The 16,890-nt window shown below is 69.3% G+C and carries 17 protein-coding genes; 10 read left to right on the top strand and 7 right to left on the bottom strand.

The window, feature by feature from the left end:
• The first annotated feature begins 24 nt into the window (after positions 1-24).
• Positions 25-672 carry an NUDIX hydrolase gene (locus tag ACIBO2_RS48615; protein WP_397304507.1) on the top strand — a complete coding sequence of 216 codons (648 nt, stop codon included), beginning with the start codon at positions 25-27 and terminating at the stop codon, positions 670-672.
• 52 nt (positions 673-724) lie between these two features.
• Here the strand turns inward: ACIBO2_RS48615 and ACIBO2_RS48610 are convergent, their stop codons facing one another.
• Positions 725-1,261: a HEAT repeat domain-containing protein gene (locus ACIBO2_RS48610; RefSeq protein ID WP_358547129.1), complete on the bottom strand. Its 537-nt coding sequence runs from the start codon at positions 1,259-1,261 to the stop codon at positions 725-727.
• Positions 1,262-1,341: 80 nt separating this feature from the next.
• Here ACIBO2_RS48610 and ACIBO2_RS48605 point away from each other — a divergent pair, with 80 nt between their 5' ends.
• Positions 1,342-2,532, top strand: a complete 1,191-nt coding sequence (locus ACIBO2_RS48605; protein ID WP_358547126.1) for a MarP family serine protease — start codon at positions 1,342-1,344, stop codon at positions 2,530-2,532.
• Here ACIBO2_RS48605 and ACIBO2_RS48600 read toward each other — a convergent pair.
• The 5 genes from ACIBO2_RS48600 to acs form a co-directional block, all read right to left on the bottom strand.
• A complete protein-coding gene (locus ACIBO2_RS48600; protein WP_358547123.1) occupies positions 2,529-2,972 on the bottom strand; it encodes a DUF309 domain-containing protein in 444 nt (147 codons plus the stop codon). The genes ACIBO2_RS48605 and ACIBO2_RS48600 overlap by 4 nt on opposite strands.
• Positions 2,969-3,889 (bottom strand): alpha/beta hydrolase, encoded by a 921-nt coding sequence (locus tag ACIBO2_RS48595; protein WP_358547120.1) that lies wholly within the window; start codon positions 3,887-3,889, stop codon positions 2,969-2,971. Before ACIBO2_RS48595 ends, ACIBO2_RS48600 begins: the two co-directional genes overlap by 4 nt.
• Complete coding sequence (locus tag ACIBO2_RS48590; RefSeq protein WP_358547118.1) at positions 3,879-4,295, bottom strand: phage holin family protein; 417 nt, start codon at positions 4,293-4,295, stop codon at positions 3,879-3,881. The genes ACIBO2_RS48595 and ACIBO2_RS48590 overlap by 11 nt, the downstream gene beginning before the upstream one ends.
• Before the next feature lie 31 nt (positions 4,296-4,326).
• Positions 4,327-5,535, bottom strand: a complete 1,209-nt coding sequence (gene nhaA, locus ACIBO2_RS48585) for a Na+/H+ antiporter NhaA (RefSeq protein ID WP_397304506.1) — start codon at positions 5,533-5,535, stop codon at positions 4,327-4,329.
• Between the two features lie 363 nt (positions 5,536-5,898).
• Positions 5,899-7,872, bottom strand: coding sequence for an acetate--CoA ligase (acs, locus tag ACIBO2_RS48580; RefSeq protein ID WP_358547111.1), 1,974 nt, complete (start codon positions 7,870-7,872; stop codon positions 5,899-5,901).
• 227 nt (positions 7,873-8,099) lie between these two features.
• Between acs and ACIBO2_RS48575 the strand changes: the two genes are divergently transcribed.
• The 7 genes from ACIBO2_RS48575 to ACIBO2_RS48545 all read left to right on the top strand — a co-directional run bounded on the left by ACIBO2_RS48575 (position 8,100) and on the right by ACIBO2_RS48545 (position 15,491).
• The gene (locus ACIBO2_RS48575; protein WP_358547108.1) at positions 8,100-8,831 is read left to right on the top strand and encodes an oxidoreductase; all 732 of its coding nucleotides are present in this window, start codon (positions 8,100-8,102) and stop codon (positions 8,829-8,831) included.
• Between the two features lie 1,029 nt (positions 8,832-9,860).
• A complete protein-coding gene (gene ssd, locus ACIBO2_RS48570) occupies positions 9,861-10,901 on the top strand; it encodes a septum site-determining protein Ssd (protein WP_358547105.1) in 1,041 nt (346 codons plus the stop codon).
• An 83-nt stretch (positions 10,902-10,984) separates the two neighbouring features.
• Positions 10,985-11,203: a hypothetical protein gene (locus ACIBO2_RS48565; RefSeq protein WP_397304505.1), complete on the top strand. Its 219-nt coding sequence runs from the start codon at positions 10,985-10,987 to the stop codon at positions 11,201-11,203.
• Positions 11,200-12,363, top strand: a complete 1,164-nt coding sequence (locus ACIBO2_RS48560; RefSeq protein WP_397304504.1) for a TadA family conjugal transfer-associated ATPase — start codon at positions 11,200-11,202, stop codon at positions 12,361-12,363. The genes ACIBO2_RS48565 and ACIBO2_RS48560 overlap by 4 nt, the downstream gene beginning before the upstream one ends.
• A gap of 376 nt (positions 12,364-12,739) precedes the next feature.
• Complete coding sequence (locus tag ACIBO2_RS48555; RefSeq protein WP_397304526.1) at positions 12,740-13,435, top strand: type II secretion system F family protein; 696 nt, start codon at positions 12,740-12,742, stop codon at positions 13,433-13,435.
• Between the two features lie 164 nt (positions 13,436-13,599).
• A complete protein-coding gene (locus ACIBO2_RS48550; RefSeq protein WP_397304503.1) occupies positions 13,600-14,448 on the top strand; it encodes a type II secretion system F family protein in 849 nt (282 codons plus the stop codon).
• Between the two features lie 218 nt (positions 14,449-14,666).
• Positions 14,667-15,491 (top strand): alpha/beta fold hydrolase, encoded by an 825-nt coding sequence (locus tag ACIBO2_RS48545; RefSeq protein WP_397304502.1) that lies wholly within the window; start codon positions 14,667-14,669, stop codon positions 15,489-15,491.
• 465 nt (positions 15,492-15,956) lie between these two features.
• Here the strand turns inward: ACIBO2_RS48545 and ACIBO2_RS48540 are convergent, their stop codons facing one another.
• Positions 15,957-16,343 (bottom strand): 4-oxalocrotonate tautomerase family protein, encoded by a 387-nt coding sequence (locus tag ACIBO2_RS48540; protein WP_397304501.1) that lies wholly within the window; start codon positions 16,341-16,343, stop codon positions 15,957-15,959.
• A 50-nt stretch (positions 16,344-16,393) separates the two neighbouring features.
• Here ACIBO2_RS48540 and ACIBO2_RS48535 point away from each other — a divergent pair, with 50 nt between their 5' ends.
• A complete protein-coding gene (locus ACIBO2_RS48535) occupies positions 16,394-16,873 on the top strand; it encodes a MarR family winged helix-turn-helix transcriptional regulator (protein ID WP_397304500.1) in 480 nt (159 codons plus the stop codon).
• The last annotated feature ends 17 nt before the right edge of the window (positions 16,874-16,890 follow it).

The raw sequence follows: 16,890 nt of genomic DNA, 5'->3' as shown, positions 1-16,890 counted from the left end.
AACCCCTGGTGTGTTGGAGATTGCGTGACTCAGGTGCCCGACTGGCTCGACATGCTCGCGGCGCAGGCCGTACGGACTTCGGTGCCCTCCGGGCTGCGCCCGCCCGCTGAGGGTGGGCGGCCCGCGGCGGTCCTGCTGCTGTTCGGCGAGGGCCCGCTCGGGCCCGACGTGCTGCTCATCCAGCGCAGCTCGCGCGGGCGCAGGCACGCGGGCCAGCCGGCCTTCCCCGGCGGCGGCGTGGACCCGGAGGACGGCGGGCCCGTCGGGGCGGCGCTGCGCGAGGCCGAGGAGGAGACCGGCCTCGATCCGCGGGGCGTGACCGTGCTCTGCACGATGCCCGAGCTCTACATCTGGCGCAGCGACAACCGGGTCACGCCGGTCGTCGGCTGGTGGCGTACCCCGTCAGCGGTGCACGCGGCCTCGCCCGCCGAGGTCGAGTCCGTGGAGCGGGTGCCGATCGCCGAGCTGGTCGATCCGGGCAACCGGTTCACGCTGCGGCATCCGGGCGGCTACGCCGGGCCCGCGTTCCGGGTGCGCGGGATGCTGGTGTGGGGGTTCACCGCGATGGTGCTCGACGGGGTGCTGCGCGAAGGCGGGCTGGAACGGCCGTGGGATCCCGAGCGGGTGGAGGAGATGCCGCCGGACGTCCTGGACATGGCCTCACGGGGCTGAAGCACCGCTTCAGACGGAGCTGTGGGCGGCCCGCTTTCCGTGGCGCCCCGCTTCAGAAGAGCGGGTCCAGGCGGTCCTGATCGCCTGTGGTGAGGGCGACGCCGAGCGAGGCCCAGTCGGCCACGTCGGCGTCGCTGTCGGCCGCCAGCGCCCGCAGCGCGTTCAGCCCGGCCCGGTCCGGCGGGTCGCCCAGCACGTGCTGGAGCGCGTACGCGGCGCCGTACCTGACCCGTGGGTCCTCGTGCCCGGCCAGATCCATCACCGACGGCAGCGACCGGGGGTCGGCCAGGTGGCCGAAGGCGATGAGCACCGAGTAGAGCACCATGACGTCGTCCTCGCTGGCCGCCAGGTAGCGCAGGACGGGCAGGATCCGATCCACGTACGCCTCGAGCATGCCTAGGATGTCCACCCCGAGCAGGCGCTGGGTGACGTCGTCCGCCGCGCAGAGCCGCCGCGCCTCGATGAAGGACTCAAGATCGCCGCGCTGCCGTAGTACGGAGATCACGTGCCAGCGCACCGCCCCGTCGGGATCGTCGTCGCCGAGAGCCGCTTCGATGAGGCCGCGCACTGTTTCGTCGTTGGGCGGCATGCCGCCCACGGTAATCAGCGCGTGTCGCCGTCCTGAGGAAGACGTGCACACTTGACCGAATCGCTGGTTACCTTTGAAACGTGCGCGGTGATCTGCTTGACCTCATATTGATCGGCCTCGTGATCGCCTTCGGCGTCTCGGGTTACCGGCAGGGCTTCATCATCGGTGCCATGAGCTTCGTCGGCTTCGTCGGCGGAGCGGTGCTCGGGGTCTTCATCGCGCCCCCCATCTCCAAGGCCGTCGTCGACGGTGACACGCCGCAGGCGCTGCTGGCCATCGTGATCGTCTTCCTGGCCGCGACGATCGGGCAGTTCGCCTCCTCGACGATCGGCGCCGTGGTGCGCAGCCATGTCACCTGGGAGCCGGCCAAGGTCGCGGACGCGGTCGGCGGTACGTTCGCCAGCGCGCTGTCGGTGCTGGTGATCGCCTGGCTGATCGGCTCGCTGATCGTGTCGACGGCGTTCACCCCGCTCGTCGACCAGGTGAAGAACTCCATGCTGCTCACCACGGTCGACGACTCGATCCCGCAGACCGCGCGCAACTGGCAGCAGCCGTTCAAGAAGTTCATCGACCGGTCGGAGTTCCCGCCGGTGTTCGACGCCATCGGCGCGGGGCAGCTCGTCGACGTGCCACCGCCGGCGCGCAGCATCCTCCAGGGCGCCAAGCTCGAACGGGCGCAACGGGCCATCGTCAAGGTCCAGGGCAACGCCGAGAGCTGCAACAAGCTCATCGAGGGCACCGGCTTCGTCTACGCCAGGGACCGGATCATGACCAACGCGCACGTGGTCGCCGGTGTGACGCGTGACCTGCAGGTCCTCGCCTACGACAACAAGCGCCACCCGGCCACCGTCGTCCGCTACAACCCGCAGCGCGACATCGCCATCCTGTACGTGCCGGGGCTGGGCCTGCCGCAGCTCTCCTTCGACGGCGAGGCGGAGAAGGGCGAGAACGCCATCGTCGCCGGGTTCCCCAAGGGCCAGGGCTTCACGGCCGAGCCCGCCCGCATCCGCAGCCAGCTCAACGCGGAGGGCCCCGACATCTACCGCAGCCGCAACGTCACTAGGAAGGTCTACGCGATCCGCGGCAAGGTGCTGCCCGGCAACTCCGGCGGCCCCCTCCTGACCGTCAACGGCCAGGTGTTCGGCGTCGTCTTCGCCGCCGCGGTCAGCCAGGAGGACACGGGCTACGTACTGACGGCCAACGAGGTCAGGCCCGACGCCGACCAGGGCCGAAACGACACCACCCCGGCGGGCACGCAGGAGTGCGACTAGCCAGGCAGCTGACTGAGGATCAGCTCGATGGCCTGCGCCGGGTCGCTGTCGTCGCTCAGGCCCGACGCCGCCCGCCCCACCGAGTCGTACGGCATCCCGTACGACTGCACGCGCGCGGCACCCCGGCTGAAGAGGGTCAGCGCTCCGCGCCCGTTGCCGCGCTGCAGGTGCGTCAGCCCGACGCAGATCTGCGCCAGCCCCTGCCACAACTCACGCTCGTCTTCAGGGGCGCACTTCCAGCGGCCCTCGAACACCTCGTGGGCGTTGAACGGCAGGCCCTCGCTCAGGAAGCGGCGCCCGTCGGACAGGGCCTGCGGCGTGGTGGGCGCGTAGTCATCGGGCACCCGGTCCACGCCGGTCGAGCCATAGGGCAGTGGCCGGCCATAGGCGTCGCGTGGCCGGGCGTTGCGCGGCTTGCCTTCGGGATCGCGGTCTCTCATCGGCCAGGCTCCGAATCGGACAGCCAGCCGATCAGCTCGGCGTCGAACACGTCGGGGGTCTCCTCGTGGGGGAAGTGGCCTGCGCCCTCGATCAGCCGCCACCGGTATGGGGCGGCCACGTAGCGACCCGAACCGAGGGCCGTACGCGGCAGCACCCGGCGGTCGAGGGCGCCGTGCAGGTGCAGGGTGGGGGCCTCGATCTGGGCGCGCATCGTCCTGGCGAAACGCAGGCCGTCGGGGCGGAACTGGGAGCGGCCGAACCAGCGGTGATACTCCAGCGCGCAGTGGGCGACGGTCGGGATGCGGATCGCCTCGCGATAGACGTCAGCGGTCTGCTCGTCCGGCCAGCCGGGCCCCGACCAGGCGTCGAGCATCTTGCCGACCAGCGAGCCGCCGTTACGGGTGAGCCGGCGCTCGGGCAGGAACGGCACCTGGTAGCCGATCGCCGGGCTGGTCGCCCTCAGCTGGCCGAACGGGTCGGTCAGCAGCGACCTGCGCATCCGCAGGGGGTGCGGCGCGGACACGGTGACCAGACGGTGTACGCACTTGGGGTCGAGCACCGCCATCGTCCAGGCGAGCAGCCCGCCCCAGTCGTGGCCGACCACGATGGCCCCGGTCTCGCCGAGCGCCCGGATCAGGCCGCTGGCATCCCCGGCCAGCGTGGGCAGGTCATAGCCGCGCGGCGGCTTGTCGCTGCCGCCGTAGCCACGCAGGTCAACCGCGGCCGCGCGGTATCCCGCCGCCGACAGCGCCCGCAGCTGGTTGCGCCATGTCCACCAGAACTGCGGGAACCCGTGCAGCAACAGGACCAGCGGCCCCTCACCTGCCTCCACGACGTGGAAGCGGGTGCCGCCGGCGTGCACCTGCCGGTGCTTCCACGGTCCCTCGATCTGGACGACCGACTCGTCAGGTGCCATCACTGGTCACCGGCTCTATCTCCTTCTCCGGACTGGCGATCTCCTTGAGTCCCTTGATCGACCGGGCCGTACGCTTCATCCCGGCCAGCCCCTTAAGCCTACGGATCCCGATGAACACCAGCAGCCCGGCCACCAGCAGATAGAAGACGGTGACGATGAGGAAGGCCACCCAGTTCGGCAACCATTGGGCGAGCACGAAGGCGATCGTGAACGAGGCCAAGATCAGGCACAGGTGCGCCATGAAGGCGGCGGCGGCGAACAGGCCGCCGGCCGTGCCGATCCGCTTGGCGTCGAACCTGAACTCGGCCTTGGCCAGCTCGATCTCCGAGCGGATCAGGGTCGAGATGTGATCGCTCGCCTGGGCGACCAGCGAGCCCAGGGATTCTTCCTCGGGAGTCTGGGGCATGAACGTCTCCTATCGAGGCCTGGTGGCCGTGTCAAACATCATCCAGCGCGATGCGCCGCTTGCGCATCCGTACGTGAAGCAGTAGCGCCGCCAGGACGGACGCGGTGAGGCTGGCGAACAGGATCCCGGTCGTCACAGCGTCGACCCGCTCCCGGTCGGCGCCGAACGCCAGATCGCCGATCAGCAGCGACACCGTGAACCCGATCCCGGCCAGCAGCGACACCGCCGCCATGTCCCGCCAGTGGAGCTCTTTGGACAGTTTCGCCAGGCCAAGCCGTACAGACAGCCAGGCACCGCCGAACACACCCACAAACTTCCCGATCACGAGCCCGGCTATCACTCCCAGAACTACCCGATCGGAGAAGATACCGCCGATGCTGGAGCCGTCGAGCCTCACCCCCGCTGACAGGAACGCGAAGACCGGCACCGCGAGGCCCGCGGAGATGGGGCGGAGATAGTGGTCGGCGGCCTCCGCCGGGGAGCGGGTCTCGTGCTCTCGCGTCGTGACACGGGTGAGCAGGCCGAGCGCCACTCCCGCGACGGTCGCGTGTACGCCGCTGGCCTCCACCGCGTACCAGGCGCCTACGGCCAGCGGCAGGTACATCCACAGCCGCCCGGCGCCCGAGCGCTGCAGGACCCAGTAGAGGGCGATCAGGGCGGCGCCGGCCAGCAGCATGAGGAGGTTCAGATGGGCGGTGTAGAAGGCGGCGATGATGGTGATGGCGCCGAGGTCGTCGACGACCGCGCTGGTCAGCAGGAACGCCCGCAGCGCCGGAGGCATCGAGCTCGCGGTGACGGCCAGCACGGCGAGCGCGAAGGCGATGTCGGTGGCGGTCGGAATCGCCCAGCCACGCGCCGCGCCCGGCGCTCCCCAGCTCACCGCGAGGTACACGAGCGCGGGCACGACCATGCCACAGAGGGCGGCGAAGATGGGCAGCGCGGCCTTGCGCAGATTGGCCAGTTCCCCGTGGACGAACTCCTCCTTGACCTCCAGCCCCGCCACGAAGAAGAAGATCGCCAGGAGGCCGTGCTGCGCCCACTCGTAGAGCTCCATCGGGCCGAGCGCGGTGTGCTGGAGCGCGGTGTAGCCCTCATGAGCGACGTTCGCCCAGATCAGGGCGGCGACCGTGGCCGCCAGCATGACGATGCCGCCGATCGTCTCGGCACGCAACGCCTCGGCCACGGTACGGGCGTAGCGAACGGTCGGTTGGAAAGGCCACATTTCGGCGGTTGGACGCACGGGGTCTCCTCTGGAGGCTGTCGCGAGGATCGCTTCCCCGTGACGCCGACCCGACTTCCCGGCACACCGATATCCACCCTAACCCGGTAACCGGCCAAGCCAGCCCGGTAACCGGCCAAGAACGCGCACGTCACGGCGGCCGACCCCGTGCGGGCTCAGCGGCCGTTCCCCTGGAGACCACCCGCCACGTACGGCGGGTGGCGCCAGGTCGGCCACCATTCCCCCTGAGGCCGCCCGCCACCTACGGCGGGTGGCCTCAGGTCGGCCACCATTCCCCCTGAGGCCGCCCGCCACCTACGGCGGGTGGCCTCAGGTCGCCGTCCCGCAGAGGAGCGGGTTTCGCTTTCGCCCTTCGTTCCCCCGTCAGTCTTCGCTCTTCGCCGACGGGAGCTTCTCCGAGATGAGGTCCATCACCGTGCTGTCGGCCAGCGTCGTGACATCGCCCACACTGCGGTTCTCCGCGACGTCCCGGAGCAGCCGTCGCATGATCTTCCCCGAGCGGGTCTTGGGCAGCTCCGGCACCACCAGGATCTGGCGCGGCTTGGCGATGGGCCCGAGCGCCTTGGCCACGTGGTTGCGCAGCTCAGAGGCGATGTCCGCGCCCTCCTCCGCGGCCCCGCGCAGGATCACGAACGACACGATGGCCTGCCCGGTCACCGGGTCGGTCGCGCCCACGACGGCCGCCTCGGCGACCTTCGGGTGGCTCACCAGCGCGCTCTCCACCTCTGTCGTGGAGATGTTGTGGCCTGAGACGAGCATGACGTCGTCGACGCGGCCGAGCAGCCACAGGTCACCGTCGGAGTCCTTCTTGGCGCCGTCGCCGGGGAAGTACATCCCCTCGAACCGGCTCCAGTACGTGTCGATGTAGCGCTGGTCGTCGCCCCAGATCGTCCGCAGCATGGCCGGCCACGGCTCGCGTACCACGAGGAAGCCGCCACCCCCGTCGGGCACGCTGTTGCCCTGGTCGTCGACCACGTCGGCGTTGATGCCCGGCAGCGGGCGCATCGCGGCGCCCGGCTTGCCGCTGGTGACGCCCGGCAGCGGGCTGATCATGATGGCGCCGGTCTCGGTCTGCCACCAGGTGTCGACGACCGGGCAGCGGTTGTCGCCGATGTGCTCGCGGTACCAGACGTACGCCTCGGGGTTGATGGGCTCGCCGACCGAGCCGAGGATGCGCAGGCTGGACATGTCGTACTTGGCGGGGATGTCGTCGCCCCACTTCATGAACGTCCGGATCGCCGTGGGGGCGGTGTAGAGGATCGTGATCTTGTACTTCTGCACGATCTCCCAGAACCGGCCCCGGTGCGGGGTGTCCGGAGTGCCCTCGTAGATGACGCTGGTCGCGCCGTTGGCGAGCGGGCCGTACACGATGTAGGAGTGTCCGGTCACCCAGCCGATGTCGGCGGTGCACCAGTAGATGTCGGTCTCCGGCTTGAGGTCGAAGACCGCGTGGTGCGTCCAGGCCGTCTGGGTCAGGTATCCGCCCGAGGTGTGCAGGATGCCCTTGGGCCGGCCGGTGGTGCCGCTGGTGTACAGGATGTACAGGGGGTCCTCGGCGTCGTGCGGTTCGGCGGTGTGCTGGTCGCTCTGCCGCTCGACCAGGTCGTGCCACCACACGTCCTTGTCGTTGGTCGCCACGTCCTGACCGGTACGCCGTACGACCAGGACGTGCTCGACCTGCGGGCACTCGGCGACGGCCTCGTCCACGGTCGGCTTGAGCGCCGAGGGGGCGCCGCGGCGGTAGCCGCCGTCGGCCGTGATGACCACCTTGGCGTCGGCGTCGTCGATGCGGCTCTTCAGCGCGGTCGCCGAGAACCCGCCGAACACCACCGAGTGCACCGCGCCGATCCTGGCGCAGGCCAGCATCGCGATCGGCAGCTCGGGGATCATCGGCATGTAGACGGCGACCCGGTCGCCCTTGCGTACGCCGAGCTCCAGCAGGGCGTTGGCGGCCTTGCTGACCTCGGACTTCAGGTCGTTGTAGGTCAGGGTCCGGGTGTCGCCCTCGGGCTCACCCTCCCAGTGGTAGGCGACCTTGTCGCCGCGACCCTCTTCGACGTGGCGGTCCACGCAGTTGTAGGCGACGTTCAGCTCACCGCCGACGAACCATTTGGCGAACGGCGCGTTCCACTCAAGCGTGGTCTCCCACCGCTTGGCCCAGGTCAGCCGGTCGGCCGCACTCTCCCAGAACGCGAGCCGGTCGGCCGACGCCTCGGCGTACGCGGCGGAGGTCACGTTCGCCGCAGCCGCCAGGTCGGTCGGCGGTGCGAACCGGCGGTTCTCCTGCAGCAGGTTCGACAACGCCTGGGGCTCGTTGCCAGGGGTTTCCGGGGCCACCTCGTGCTCCTTCAAGGGCCAGATCGGACAGGTCGAGTCCCACTCCACCAGCTCACGTGCTCCGCACACAAGAGGTCTAGACAGGTCTGTACATGTGGCGCCGCACGGGTGATCCGGTTATCAACGGGACTAACAACTGCTATTGAACTGTTGTCATTTTGGCACCACACCAATATGGAACGGGCCAATGGGTGGGTTTATTGGGTCCCCCGCTAGGGTGGAATGCCGTGAGTGATCCACTGGCTGTCATCGCGGCACTTCCCGGCGTTCCCGAGGCCGTGGAGGAGGCCAGGCAGGCCGTCGACGGGCTCTATCGCCATCGTGTCCTGCGCCGCGCGAGCCCGGCGGTCTCGGCCGAGTCGTCCCTGCGCGGGGCGCGGGCGTCGGCGGCCATCGAGGGCGTCGACGTACCTCTGGACGAGCTGCGCCGGGGCTCGATCGAGGACCCCGTCGTCCAGGGCGCCCTGCGCGCGTCGGCGGAGCTGGGCCGGTTGGGCGCCACTTGGCGCAAGGCCCCCCGCCAGGTGCTCGCCCGCCTGCACACGCTCGCAGCGGCCGGCCTCACGGACTCACTCGGCCGCCCGCGCACCCAGGACCAGGAGCTGGCGGCGCGTCTGGAGAGCCTGTTCGGGCTGCTCGAAGCGCCCACGAAGGCGCCCGCGCTCGTGCTGGCCGCCGTCGTTCACGCGGAGCTGGCCGTGCTGCGTCCTTTCGGTACGGCCGACGGCGTGGTCGCGCGCTCGGCCGAACGGCTCACGCTGGTGGAGTACGGGCTCGACCCGAAGTCGCTGGTGGCCGTCGAGGTAGGGCATCTGGAGCTGCCTTATGCCGATGGCCTGCGGTCGTACCTGACGGGGTCACCCGAGGGGGTTGCGGAGTGGGTACGACATTGTGCCGCCGCGGTCACCCTCGGCGTACGCGAGACGACCGCGATCTGCGAGGCGCTGCAGAGGGGTTGAGCTGGAAGAGGGGCAGGTCGGCGAGGCGCTGACCTGCGCGGTGCCGCGAAGGGGCCGATCTTGGGGCGCCGCAAGGGTCCTGACATAGCTGACGGCGTCTCAGTCATGAGACGCCGTCTGCCGATACGTCACACCGGGTTACCAAGCGTGCACCTCTATTCGTCGGAGCGGGACAAGCCCGTCACGACGCGCCTCCCGCGGCTGGTCGCGCGTGGGTGCCTGGTTGACGCACCCGGACAAGTGGTCCGTGTCCCCTTTGTACGACGGATCCGCCCTGATGGGAACCCCTTGCACCAAGACCTTTACCCGTGCGGGGCCCTCCGGGGGTGAAGATTTCGGGGGGTCGTGGGTTTTGTTACGGTTATCAACCTGTGACGATCACGCAGAGTGATCTGCTTTATGTGATCGTTATGGGGGCGCGAAAAAAACTTGGCGAAAATGCGAGATTGCTCCTCGACGAAACTCGAGTCGATCGGGCAGCATACGGGGGTATCTCCGGAAACTGGGGCGACTGTGCACGGGTTTGGTTTGCCAGTCTCTTGCCATGCTCCGGTCAAGTGATGAAAGCTTTCTTCTGAAACGGGACCGGCTCTACCCCCCCGGAGCCGGACCGATCAGGCGACCCCCGCTCTCCCCCCCGGCGGGGGTCGCCCCATTTCTGCCCGGGTCCGGTTCCGGGTGGGTCCTTCCGCACCTGGATCCGCGCGCCATTGGGGTCGCGCGCCGTCTCGCGAGGACTCCCGTCCTCTCGCAGGGCTCGCGTAATCCATGGGGATCTCTGCCCCAAGTCCGTGGTCCCACGGGGGCTTGCGTAATCCACAGGGATCCCGACCCCAAGCCCGTGGTCTCACGCGGGCTTGCGTTATCCACAGGGATCCCGACCCCAAGCCCGTCGTCCCACAGAGGCTTGCGTTATCCACAGGGATCCCACCTCCAACCCCGTCATCCACAGAACCACGTTCGGCGGCCCGCCGCCCCACCCCCGCGACGCATGGTGTGCCTCCCGATCCGCAGATCAGGAGGCCCCTCATGCACCGCCCACTGGTCATCACCGAAGACCGCGACCTGCTCGACGACCTCGTCCGCGTGGCCGCCGCTGCCGGAGCCCAACTCGACGTGGCCCACGCTCCCGCCCACGCGCGCCCTTTCTGGAACCTCGCGCCCCTGGTGGTGATAGGCGGCGACCTGGCCGACGCGGTGGCCGCCACCTCACCACCCGCCCGAGACGGCGTGCTGCTGGTCACCCGCGAACCTGAAGATCCTGAAAGCTGGCGCCGATGCGTGGCCGTGGGCGCCCAGGCCGTCGTCGACCTGCCGGGAGGTGAGCGGCGGCTGGTGGAGGAGTTCGCCGACGCCATGGAGCCCGATCCCCGCTCCGGCGTCGTGCTCTGCGTCATCGGCGGCCGGGGCGGAGTGGGGGCGAGCGTCCTGGCGGCCTGCCTGGCCCTGCGCGCCTCCGGCGACCGCCTGCGCACGCTGCTGATCGACGCCGACCCGCTGGGCGGTGGCATCGACGCGCTGCTGGGGCAGGAGGAGGCCACCGGCGCGCGCTGGGGAGACCTGGTGGCCCGCGAAGGCCGGGTTGGCTCGGCAGCCCTCCGGGCCGCGCTGCCCGCGTTCGGGGACCTGACGGTCCTGTCCTTCCACCGCGGCGAGGTCCGGGCGATCCCCGCCCAGGCCATGCGCTCTGTGCTGGAAGCCGGACGTCGCGGCTTCGACGTGGTGGTCGTCGACCTCCCACGTCACCTCGACCCCGCCGCAGTCGAGGCACTGACCAGGGCGAGCGGCACGCTGCTCGTGGCCATGGCCGACGTACGCGGCGTGCTGGCCGCCGCTCAGGTCCTCACAGCGGTAAACCAGCACACCTCGGACATTCGCGCGGTCATCCGTCCCGGAATCCTCGACGGCGCCGTGGTGGCCAGTTCCCTCGGCATCCCCTCTGCCGGCCACCTACCCGACCAGCCCCGCCTCCCCACCACCCTCAATCGCGGCGAACTCCCCAAACTGGGCCCCCGCACCGTCCTCGGCGCCCTCTGCACCTCCCTCCTACGCGACCTACTCCCATCGTGACCAGCCAGACGAACCTCCAGCACTCCCTGCGCCCTGACACGTCCGCTGCGCACGGTCCTCAGTTGTCCGCAATGAGGAGCGCGGTGGCGTCCGCATCCGTGCCCACGCCGACCCCCGCGCCGACGCCGACGCCGACGCCGACGCCCATCCCCACCCCCGCGCTGGCGCCGTTGCCGACGGGGGCGTCCGGTTCCGTACTCGGGCCCCTATCCGCGTTCGTGCCTGTGCCCGCATCAACAATCTCTGTACTCGCGCTGGGGCTGCCGCAACTGCTGGAGCGGACAACAGAGGTGAGCACATGAATGCAGGAGGCGTGTCACCCGAGCTGATCGAGGCCGTCCGCGTACGGCTGGCACGGACCGGCGTCGAGCCCAGCGCCGCCCAGGTGGCGGTAGCCCTACGAGCCGAGAAATCCGTATACGGGGACGCGGAGATCCTCGCCGTTGCCCGATCCCTCTGCGCGGACCTCATAGGAGCCGGCCCTCTGGAGCCCCTCCTTGCGGAGCCCGACGTCACCGACGTCCTGGTCAACGGCTCTCGCGAGGTATGGGTCGACGACGGCCACGGTTTGCGCAGAACCCCGGTGACGTTCGCCGACGACGGCGCCGTCCGCAGACTGGCCCAACGCCTGGCCGCCGCCGCGGGCAGACGCCTGGACGACGCCTCGCCGTACGTGGACGCCAGGCTGGCCGGAGGCGTACGCCTGCACGCCGTGCTCCCACCGATCGCCTCAGGCGGCACCTGCGTGTCGCTGCGCCTGCCTCCGAGACGTACATTCACGCTGCCCGACCTCGTGGCGGCGGGCACGATCCCGCAGTCGGCGGTGCCGCTGCTGACGGCCATCGTGACGGCCAGGCTGGCGTTCCTGGTCACAGGTGGCACCGGCACAGGCAAGACAACGCTGCTGTCCGCCCTGCTGTCCCTGGCCGACCCAGGCGAACGCCTGCTGCTCGTGGAAGACTCGGCCGAGCTCCGCCCGCTCCACCCGCACGTCGTACGCCTGGAGTCCCGTCCGCCAAACCTCGAAGGCGCTGGCGGTGTCGGCCTGAGAGACCTGGTACGCCAGGCTCTGCGCATGCGTCCCGACCGAGTCGTGGTCGGGGAGGTCAGGGGCGCAGAGGTGGTGGACCTGCTGGCCGCCCTGAACACCGGCCACGAGGGCGGCTGCGGCACCCTCCACGCCAACGCGGCCGCCGACGTACCACCCCGGCTGGAGGCGCTGGGCTGCGCGGCAGGCTTGACCAGGGAGGCCGTGCACAGCCAACTCGCCGCAGCCCTCGACGTGGTCATCCACCTGACCCGCAACCACTCCGACGGCCGCCGCCGCGTAGCGGAGATCTGCCTCCTGTCGAGAACTTCGACCGGCTTCGTCGAATCCGTGCCCGCCCTGACCTTCGACGCGCACGGCCAGCCACAAACCGGCCCGGGATACGCCACCCTGGCGCGGAGAACGCCTCCATAGCCCCACCCGGCGCCCCAGGCGACCGATTTCGCCAACGAACACCTGTCGGCCGTACATGCGCCCATTCCGTCTGCCCGCATCACGGCCTGCGAGCAGATACCGCGATCAACCTTGATAGCCCCATCAATCCCGCCTAGCCCCCGCCAGCCCGAACCCCGCTCATCCGCTCACCACTCACCCATCCACCCCACGTCGACCCACCCCACGTCGACCCACCCCACGTCGACCCACCCCACGTCGACCCACCCCACGTCGACCCACCCCACGTCGACCCACCCCACCCGCTCACCCACCCGGCTGTGCCTCCTCCGGTGAGCTTCACCCGAGCAGACCCGCGACGAGCGAACGGAGGCCCAAACCCGTGATCGCAGCCTTGGTGGCCGCATTGTCCACAGCAACCGCCGTATGGCTGTGGACCGGCCCGAACACCGCCACAGCCCGCCTCGACAGGCTGACCTCAGTCCGCGAGCCATTCCAGCAGCGATCCATAAAGCACCTGATCACCCGCCCCCGCCCAGCCCGTCGCGCCGACGCCTGGCGTCAGGCATCGATCGAACTCTGCCAAGCCCTTTCAGCCGAACTGACCGCAGGCCGTACTCCGGGCGAGGCCCTATCCAGGGCGATCACCGCAGTCGACTTCCCCGACCCGGAAGCCCTACGCCCGGTGGTGGCGGCGGCAAGGGACGGCGGCGACGTGTCCACAGCCCTTCTGTCCGTGGCCCCACAGCAAGGCGGCGAGGGACTACGCCGCCTGGCCGCCTGCTGGAACGTCAGCGTGACCGTAGGCGCGGGACTGGCGGCCCTCGTCGAGCGCGTCGGCAGCACGCTACGTTCAGCCCAAGCCCACCGCCGGGACGTTACGGCACAACTGGCAGGCCCACGCACCACCGCGAGAATGCTGGCCGCACTCCCTGCCCTGGGCCTCCTTATGGGAAGCGCGCTGGGCATGCGCCCGCTCGCTTTCCTCTTCGGAAGCCTCCCCGGCCTCGCCTGCCTCACGGCCGGAATCGCCCTCGACGCCTGCGGCCTGTGGTGGACCCACCAGATGGCAACCCGCGCCGAAAACTCATAGCGCCGCCCGCTCCACCGCCGCCCGCCCGGATCTCCGTCGGACGATCACGCCGCTCCGTCGGACGATCACGACGCTACCTCGGACAATGACGACGCTACCTCGGGTGATCACGCGGCTCCCTCAGATGATCGCGCGGCGCCATCAACCGGAACGGACCCCAGACGATGTTCGAGCTGCTCTCCGCAGTCTGTGCCTGCGTGGCGACCTGGCTGTGGATCCCCCCGACAACTCCGGCCGAACGCCTGACCCGCCTGCTACCACCAGAAGCCGCCACCCAACCCCGGCCGAGGACAGGCATACCCCTGCACCCGCCCGGAACACACCGACTCGCGAACTCAGGCTCCACAGAGCCGGATGCCGACACATTCGCCCCACCGACCTGGCTCGATCACCCCGCGACCTCACCCCGCCGCATCAACCGCCGCACGCTGATCGGAGCACTCGGGGCCGCCCTCATCACCGCCCTACTCATCGGCGGAGGAGCCGGACTGATAGCCGCCCTACTCCTCACCCCCATCGTCGGCGTGACCCTGCACAGACAAGTCGACCCGGAAACCCGCCGAGACAGCAAACAGATCACCACCGACCTGCCGTTCGCCGCCGACCTCATGGCAGCTTGCCTCCTCGCCGGGCAGCCGGTCAGCGCAGCCACCGAGATAGCGGCGGGCGCGCTGGGCGGCCCGCTCGGCCAACGCCTGTCGTGGGTGAGCCGGCAACTCCGACTGGGCGCCGACCCCGACCCCACCTGGGCCTTCCTCGCCCAAGAACCCGCCACCGCGCAACTGTCACGAGCGATGAGCAGAGCGGCTCAGACCGGCGCCCCGGTGGCCGACGTCCTGACGCGCCTGGCTGAGGACGCCCGCCAATCCACTCGCGCCACGTCCGTGGCCGCAGCCAGAAGTGTCGGCGTGAAGGCGGTAGCACCCCTCGGTCTCTGCTTCCTTCCGGCCTTCGTCCTCCTCGGCATCATCCCTGTCGTCGCAGGCCTCGCCACCGCCATCACTGTTCCCTAACACCCAGTGACCCATCGCCGAATGTGGGACGGGTAATCGATCTTGGATACGAGCAAGGCACTTGCGTCAGGTGTCAATGGGAGAAGTTCTGCCGGGTCCTGCGGGCGGACCCAGTCGGCACCCTGGGCGATCAGCGACGCCGCGGCCACTTACTTGACGGCCGGTTAGCAAGCTAGCTTACCGTACGACAGGTAAGTGATTAGGGAAGGATCATCGCCATGCCCGAAAAGCAGACCCACACCTTGGCTGTGCCCGGTGCCCGCCTCCACTACCAGGTGCGCGGGCAGGGGCCCGCGCTCTTGCTGATCCCTGGAAGCAACGGCGACGCCGACCTGTTCGACGCCGTCGCGGGCCTGCTCGCCCCTCGTTACACCGTCATCAGTTACGACCGGCGCGGGTTCTCCAGGAGCACCTTAAACGGATCATTCGACAACAGCGCATGGGACGAGACCCACGCCAACGACGCGCGTTGCCTCCTACGGGCAGTAGCCGAGGGACCGGCGTATGTCTTCGGCAGCAGTGCGGGCGCGGTCATCGGACTCGCACTGATCAGCGAGAGCCCCGGCCTGGTCACCAGGTTGATCGCCCACGAACCGCCTCTGGCGGAGGTGCTGTCCGATGCCGCCAGGTGGCGGGCGTTCTTCCAGGAGGTGTACGACGCGTACCGGCGTGACGGGGCGGGACCGGCGATGCAGATGTTCATGATCGGCATCGGCCTGAACGCGCTCCAGCGACCAGCGGCCATCGACCCCGAACTGATCCGCCGCTTGTCGGTCAATATCGGCTTCTTCCTTGATCACGAAGTACGGCAGGCACCTGGCTACCGTCCCGACCTGGCGACCCTGGACGCCCAGCAGGAGCGCATCGTGCTGGGCGGCGGCCGGGACTCCCGCCAGCACTTCCCCTACCGTCCCAGTCTCGCCCTGGCCGACCGCTGGGGGAAACCCGTGACCGATTTCCCGGGCGACCACACCGGCTACTGGTCCCAGCCCGACGAGTTCGCGGCCACCCTCATCAACGTCCTGACCGGCCCGACGACCTAGCGGCCACCGAATCTGGAAGGGCTAATTGATCTCAGGCGCGGGACTCATCAGGCTGGCCGCTTCTTCGATGGAGGTAGGTGCTCGCGTGGATCTTGCCCGTCTGGAGCGTGGGCTGAACAGCCGCCACTACCCCGACGCCGCGGCGTTCGGGACCCGCGCCGCGCTGATCACGGTCATCTGCCTGGCTCCGCCCACCCTCTGCCCGGTCGAACGCCAGGTTCGCCAAGTGCTGACCGTACGAGGCGTCACCAAGGCCCGACGGCTTGTATGCCGGTCAAACTGCTATCCCCACTGGTCGGCTCATTCTGGACGAGTCAGCCGGCACCCGTCAGTTCCCGGGGGAGCGGCCAGTCGCCACCGACCATCCCGCGTCCACTGGCCTCCAACTCCAGCTCCACCTCCTGGACCTTCTCGACATCGACCCACGAGACCTCCGCTGAAGATCACTCCCATGCGAAAACGGGGCTAGCCGTCGACGATCACACCTCCGAGCGCAGTGCGGCCGGCCGGGGTGGCGACGAGCTCGACCGTGATGGTGTCGCGCAAGTGCGCCCCGAGGACGTCGGCGACGGCATCGGTGACGGTTCGTACAAGCTTGGCAATGAGCTCGTCGCTGTCGGGACGGTTGAACGCCGCCTCGCGGATACCGAACATGATCGCGGGTGGCGCCTCGTCGACCGGCTTGCCCCGCAGGCCCAATCGTCCGGCGGGTACGCCGTCGAGGTGGATGACCGCGACGTCGCGCGCCCACTCGCCGTATACGTCGACCACCGCGTCGGTCAGCGCGGCAATGAGGGCCGTTTCGGTGCCCTGCAGCTGTGACTCCAGGACCCGGACCGTCAGATGTGGCACGATGGACCTCCTGTTTGTTTTTAAATTAGCTTTAGTATCAAAGGTAATTGGTGAAGCACCAGATGGTCAACAACGCGGACGGCATGACGACTGACCAGGCGGTGCGGTCCATGCTGCTGCTGATGCCCAGGATGGTCGGGCGAGCCAAGCGGCTGCCCGTCCCAGAGGCGTTGCGGACGCTCGATCTCGCGCCCCGCCACCTGTCACTGCTGGCTTATCTGCAGTACGACGGTTCTCTCACGGTTAGCCAACTGGCGGAGCGACTGGAGATCGCTCCGACGACCGTCAGCCTCATGGTGGGTGACCTGTCTCGCCGCGGTGTCCTGACACGAGAAGAGGACGATGCCGACCGGCGACGGCGGGTCGTCGCAATCGCACCGCAGTACGTCGAGCCGATCGGCGAGTGGCTGTCGGGCAGCGGACTGGCGTGGACCGAGGTCTTGTCCGACCTCACGCCGTCCGAACGCGCCACGATCGTGCGGACGATGCGTGCCTACGAGACCGCCTTGGGCAAACGGATGCACGGTTGAGCTGAAGATCACGCATG

The sequence above is a fragment of the Nonomuraea sp. NPDC050022 genome (genome assembly GCF_044460705.1).
Taxonomy (GTDB): Bacteria; Actinomycetota; Actinomycetes; order Streptosporangiales; family Streptosporangiaceae; genus Nonomuraea.
This window is presented reverse-complemented; position numbering and strand designations above follow the sequence as displayed.

Excerpts from the sequence above, each read along its gene's own strand:
- ACIBO2_RS48610 (WP_358547129.1), bottom strand. The coding sequence starts at position 1,261 with ATGCCGCCCAACGACGAAACAGTGCGCGGCCTCATCGAAGCGGCTCTC.
- ACIBO2_RS48600 (WP_358547123.1), bottom strand. The coding sequence starts at position 2,972 with ATGAGAGACCGCGATCCCGAAGGCAAGCCGCGCAACGCCCGGCCACGC.
- ACIBO2_RS48595 (WP_358547120.1), bottom strand. The coding sequence starts at position 3,889 with ATGGCACCTGACGAGTCGGTCGTCCAGATCGAGGGACCGTGGAAGCAC.
- ACIBO2_RS48590 (WP_358547118.1), bottom strand. The coding sequence starts at position 4,295 with ATGCCCCAGACTCCCGAGGAAGAATCCCTGGGCTCGCTGGTCGCCCAG.
- ssd (WP_358547105.1), top strand. The coding sequence starts at position 9,861 with ATGCACCGCCCACTGGTCATCACCGAAGACCGCGACCTGCTCGACGAC.
- ACIBO2_RS48560 (WP_397304504.1), top strand. The coding sequence starts at position 11,200 with ATGAATGCAGGAGGCGTGTCACCCGAGCTGATCGAGGCCGTCCGCGTA.
- ACIBO2_RS48550 (WP_397304503.1), top strand. The coding sequence starts at position 13,600 with ATGTTCGAGCTGCTCTCCGCAGTCTGTGCCTGCGTGGCGACCTGGCTG.
- ACIBO2_RS48545 (WP_397304502.1), top strand. The coding sequence starts at position 14,667 with ATGCCCGAAAAGCAGACCCACACCTTGGCTGTGCCCGGTGCCCGCCTC.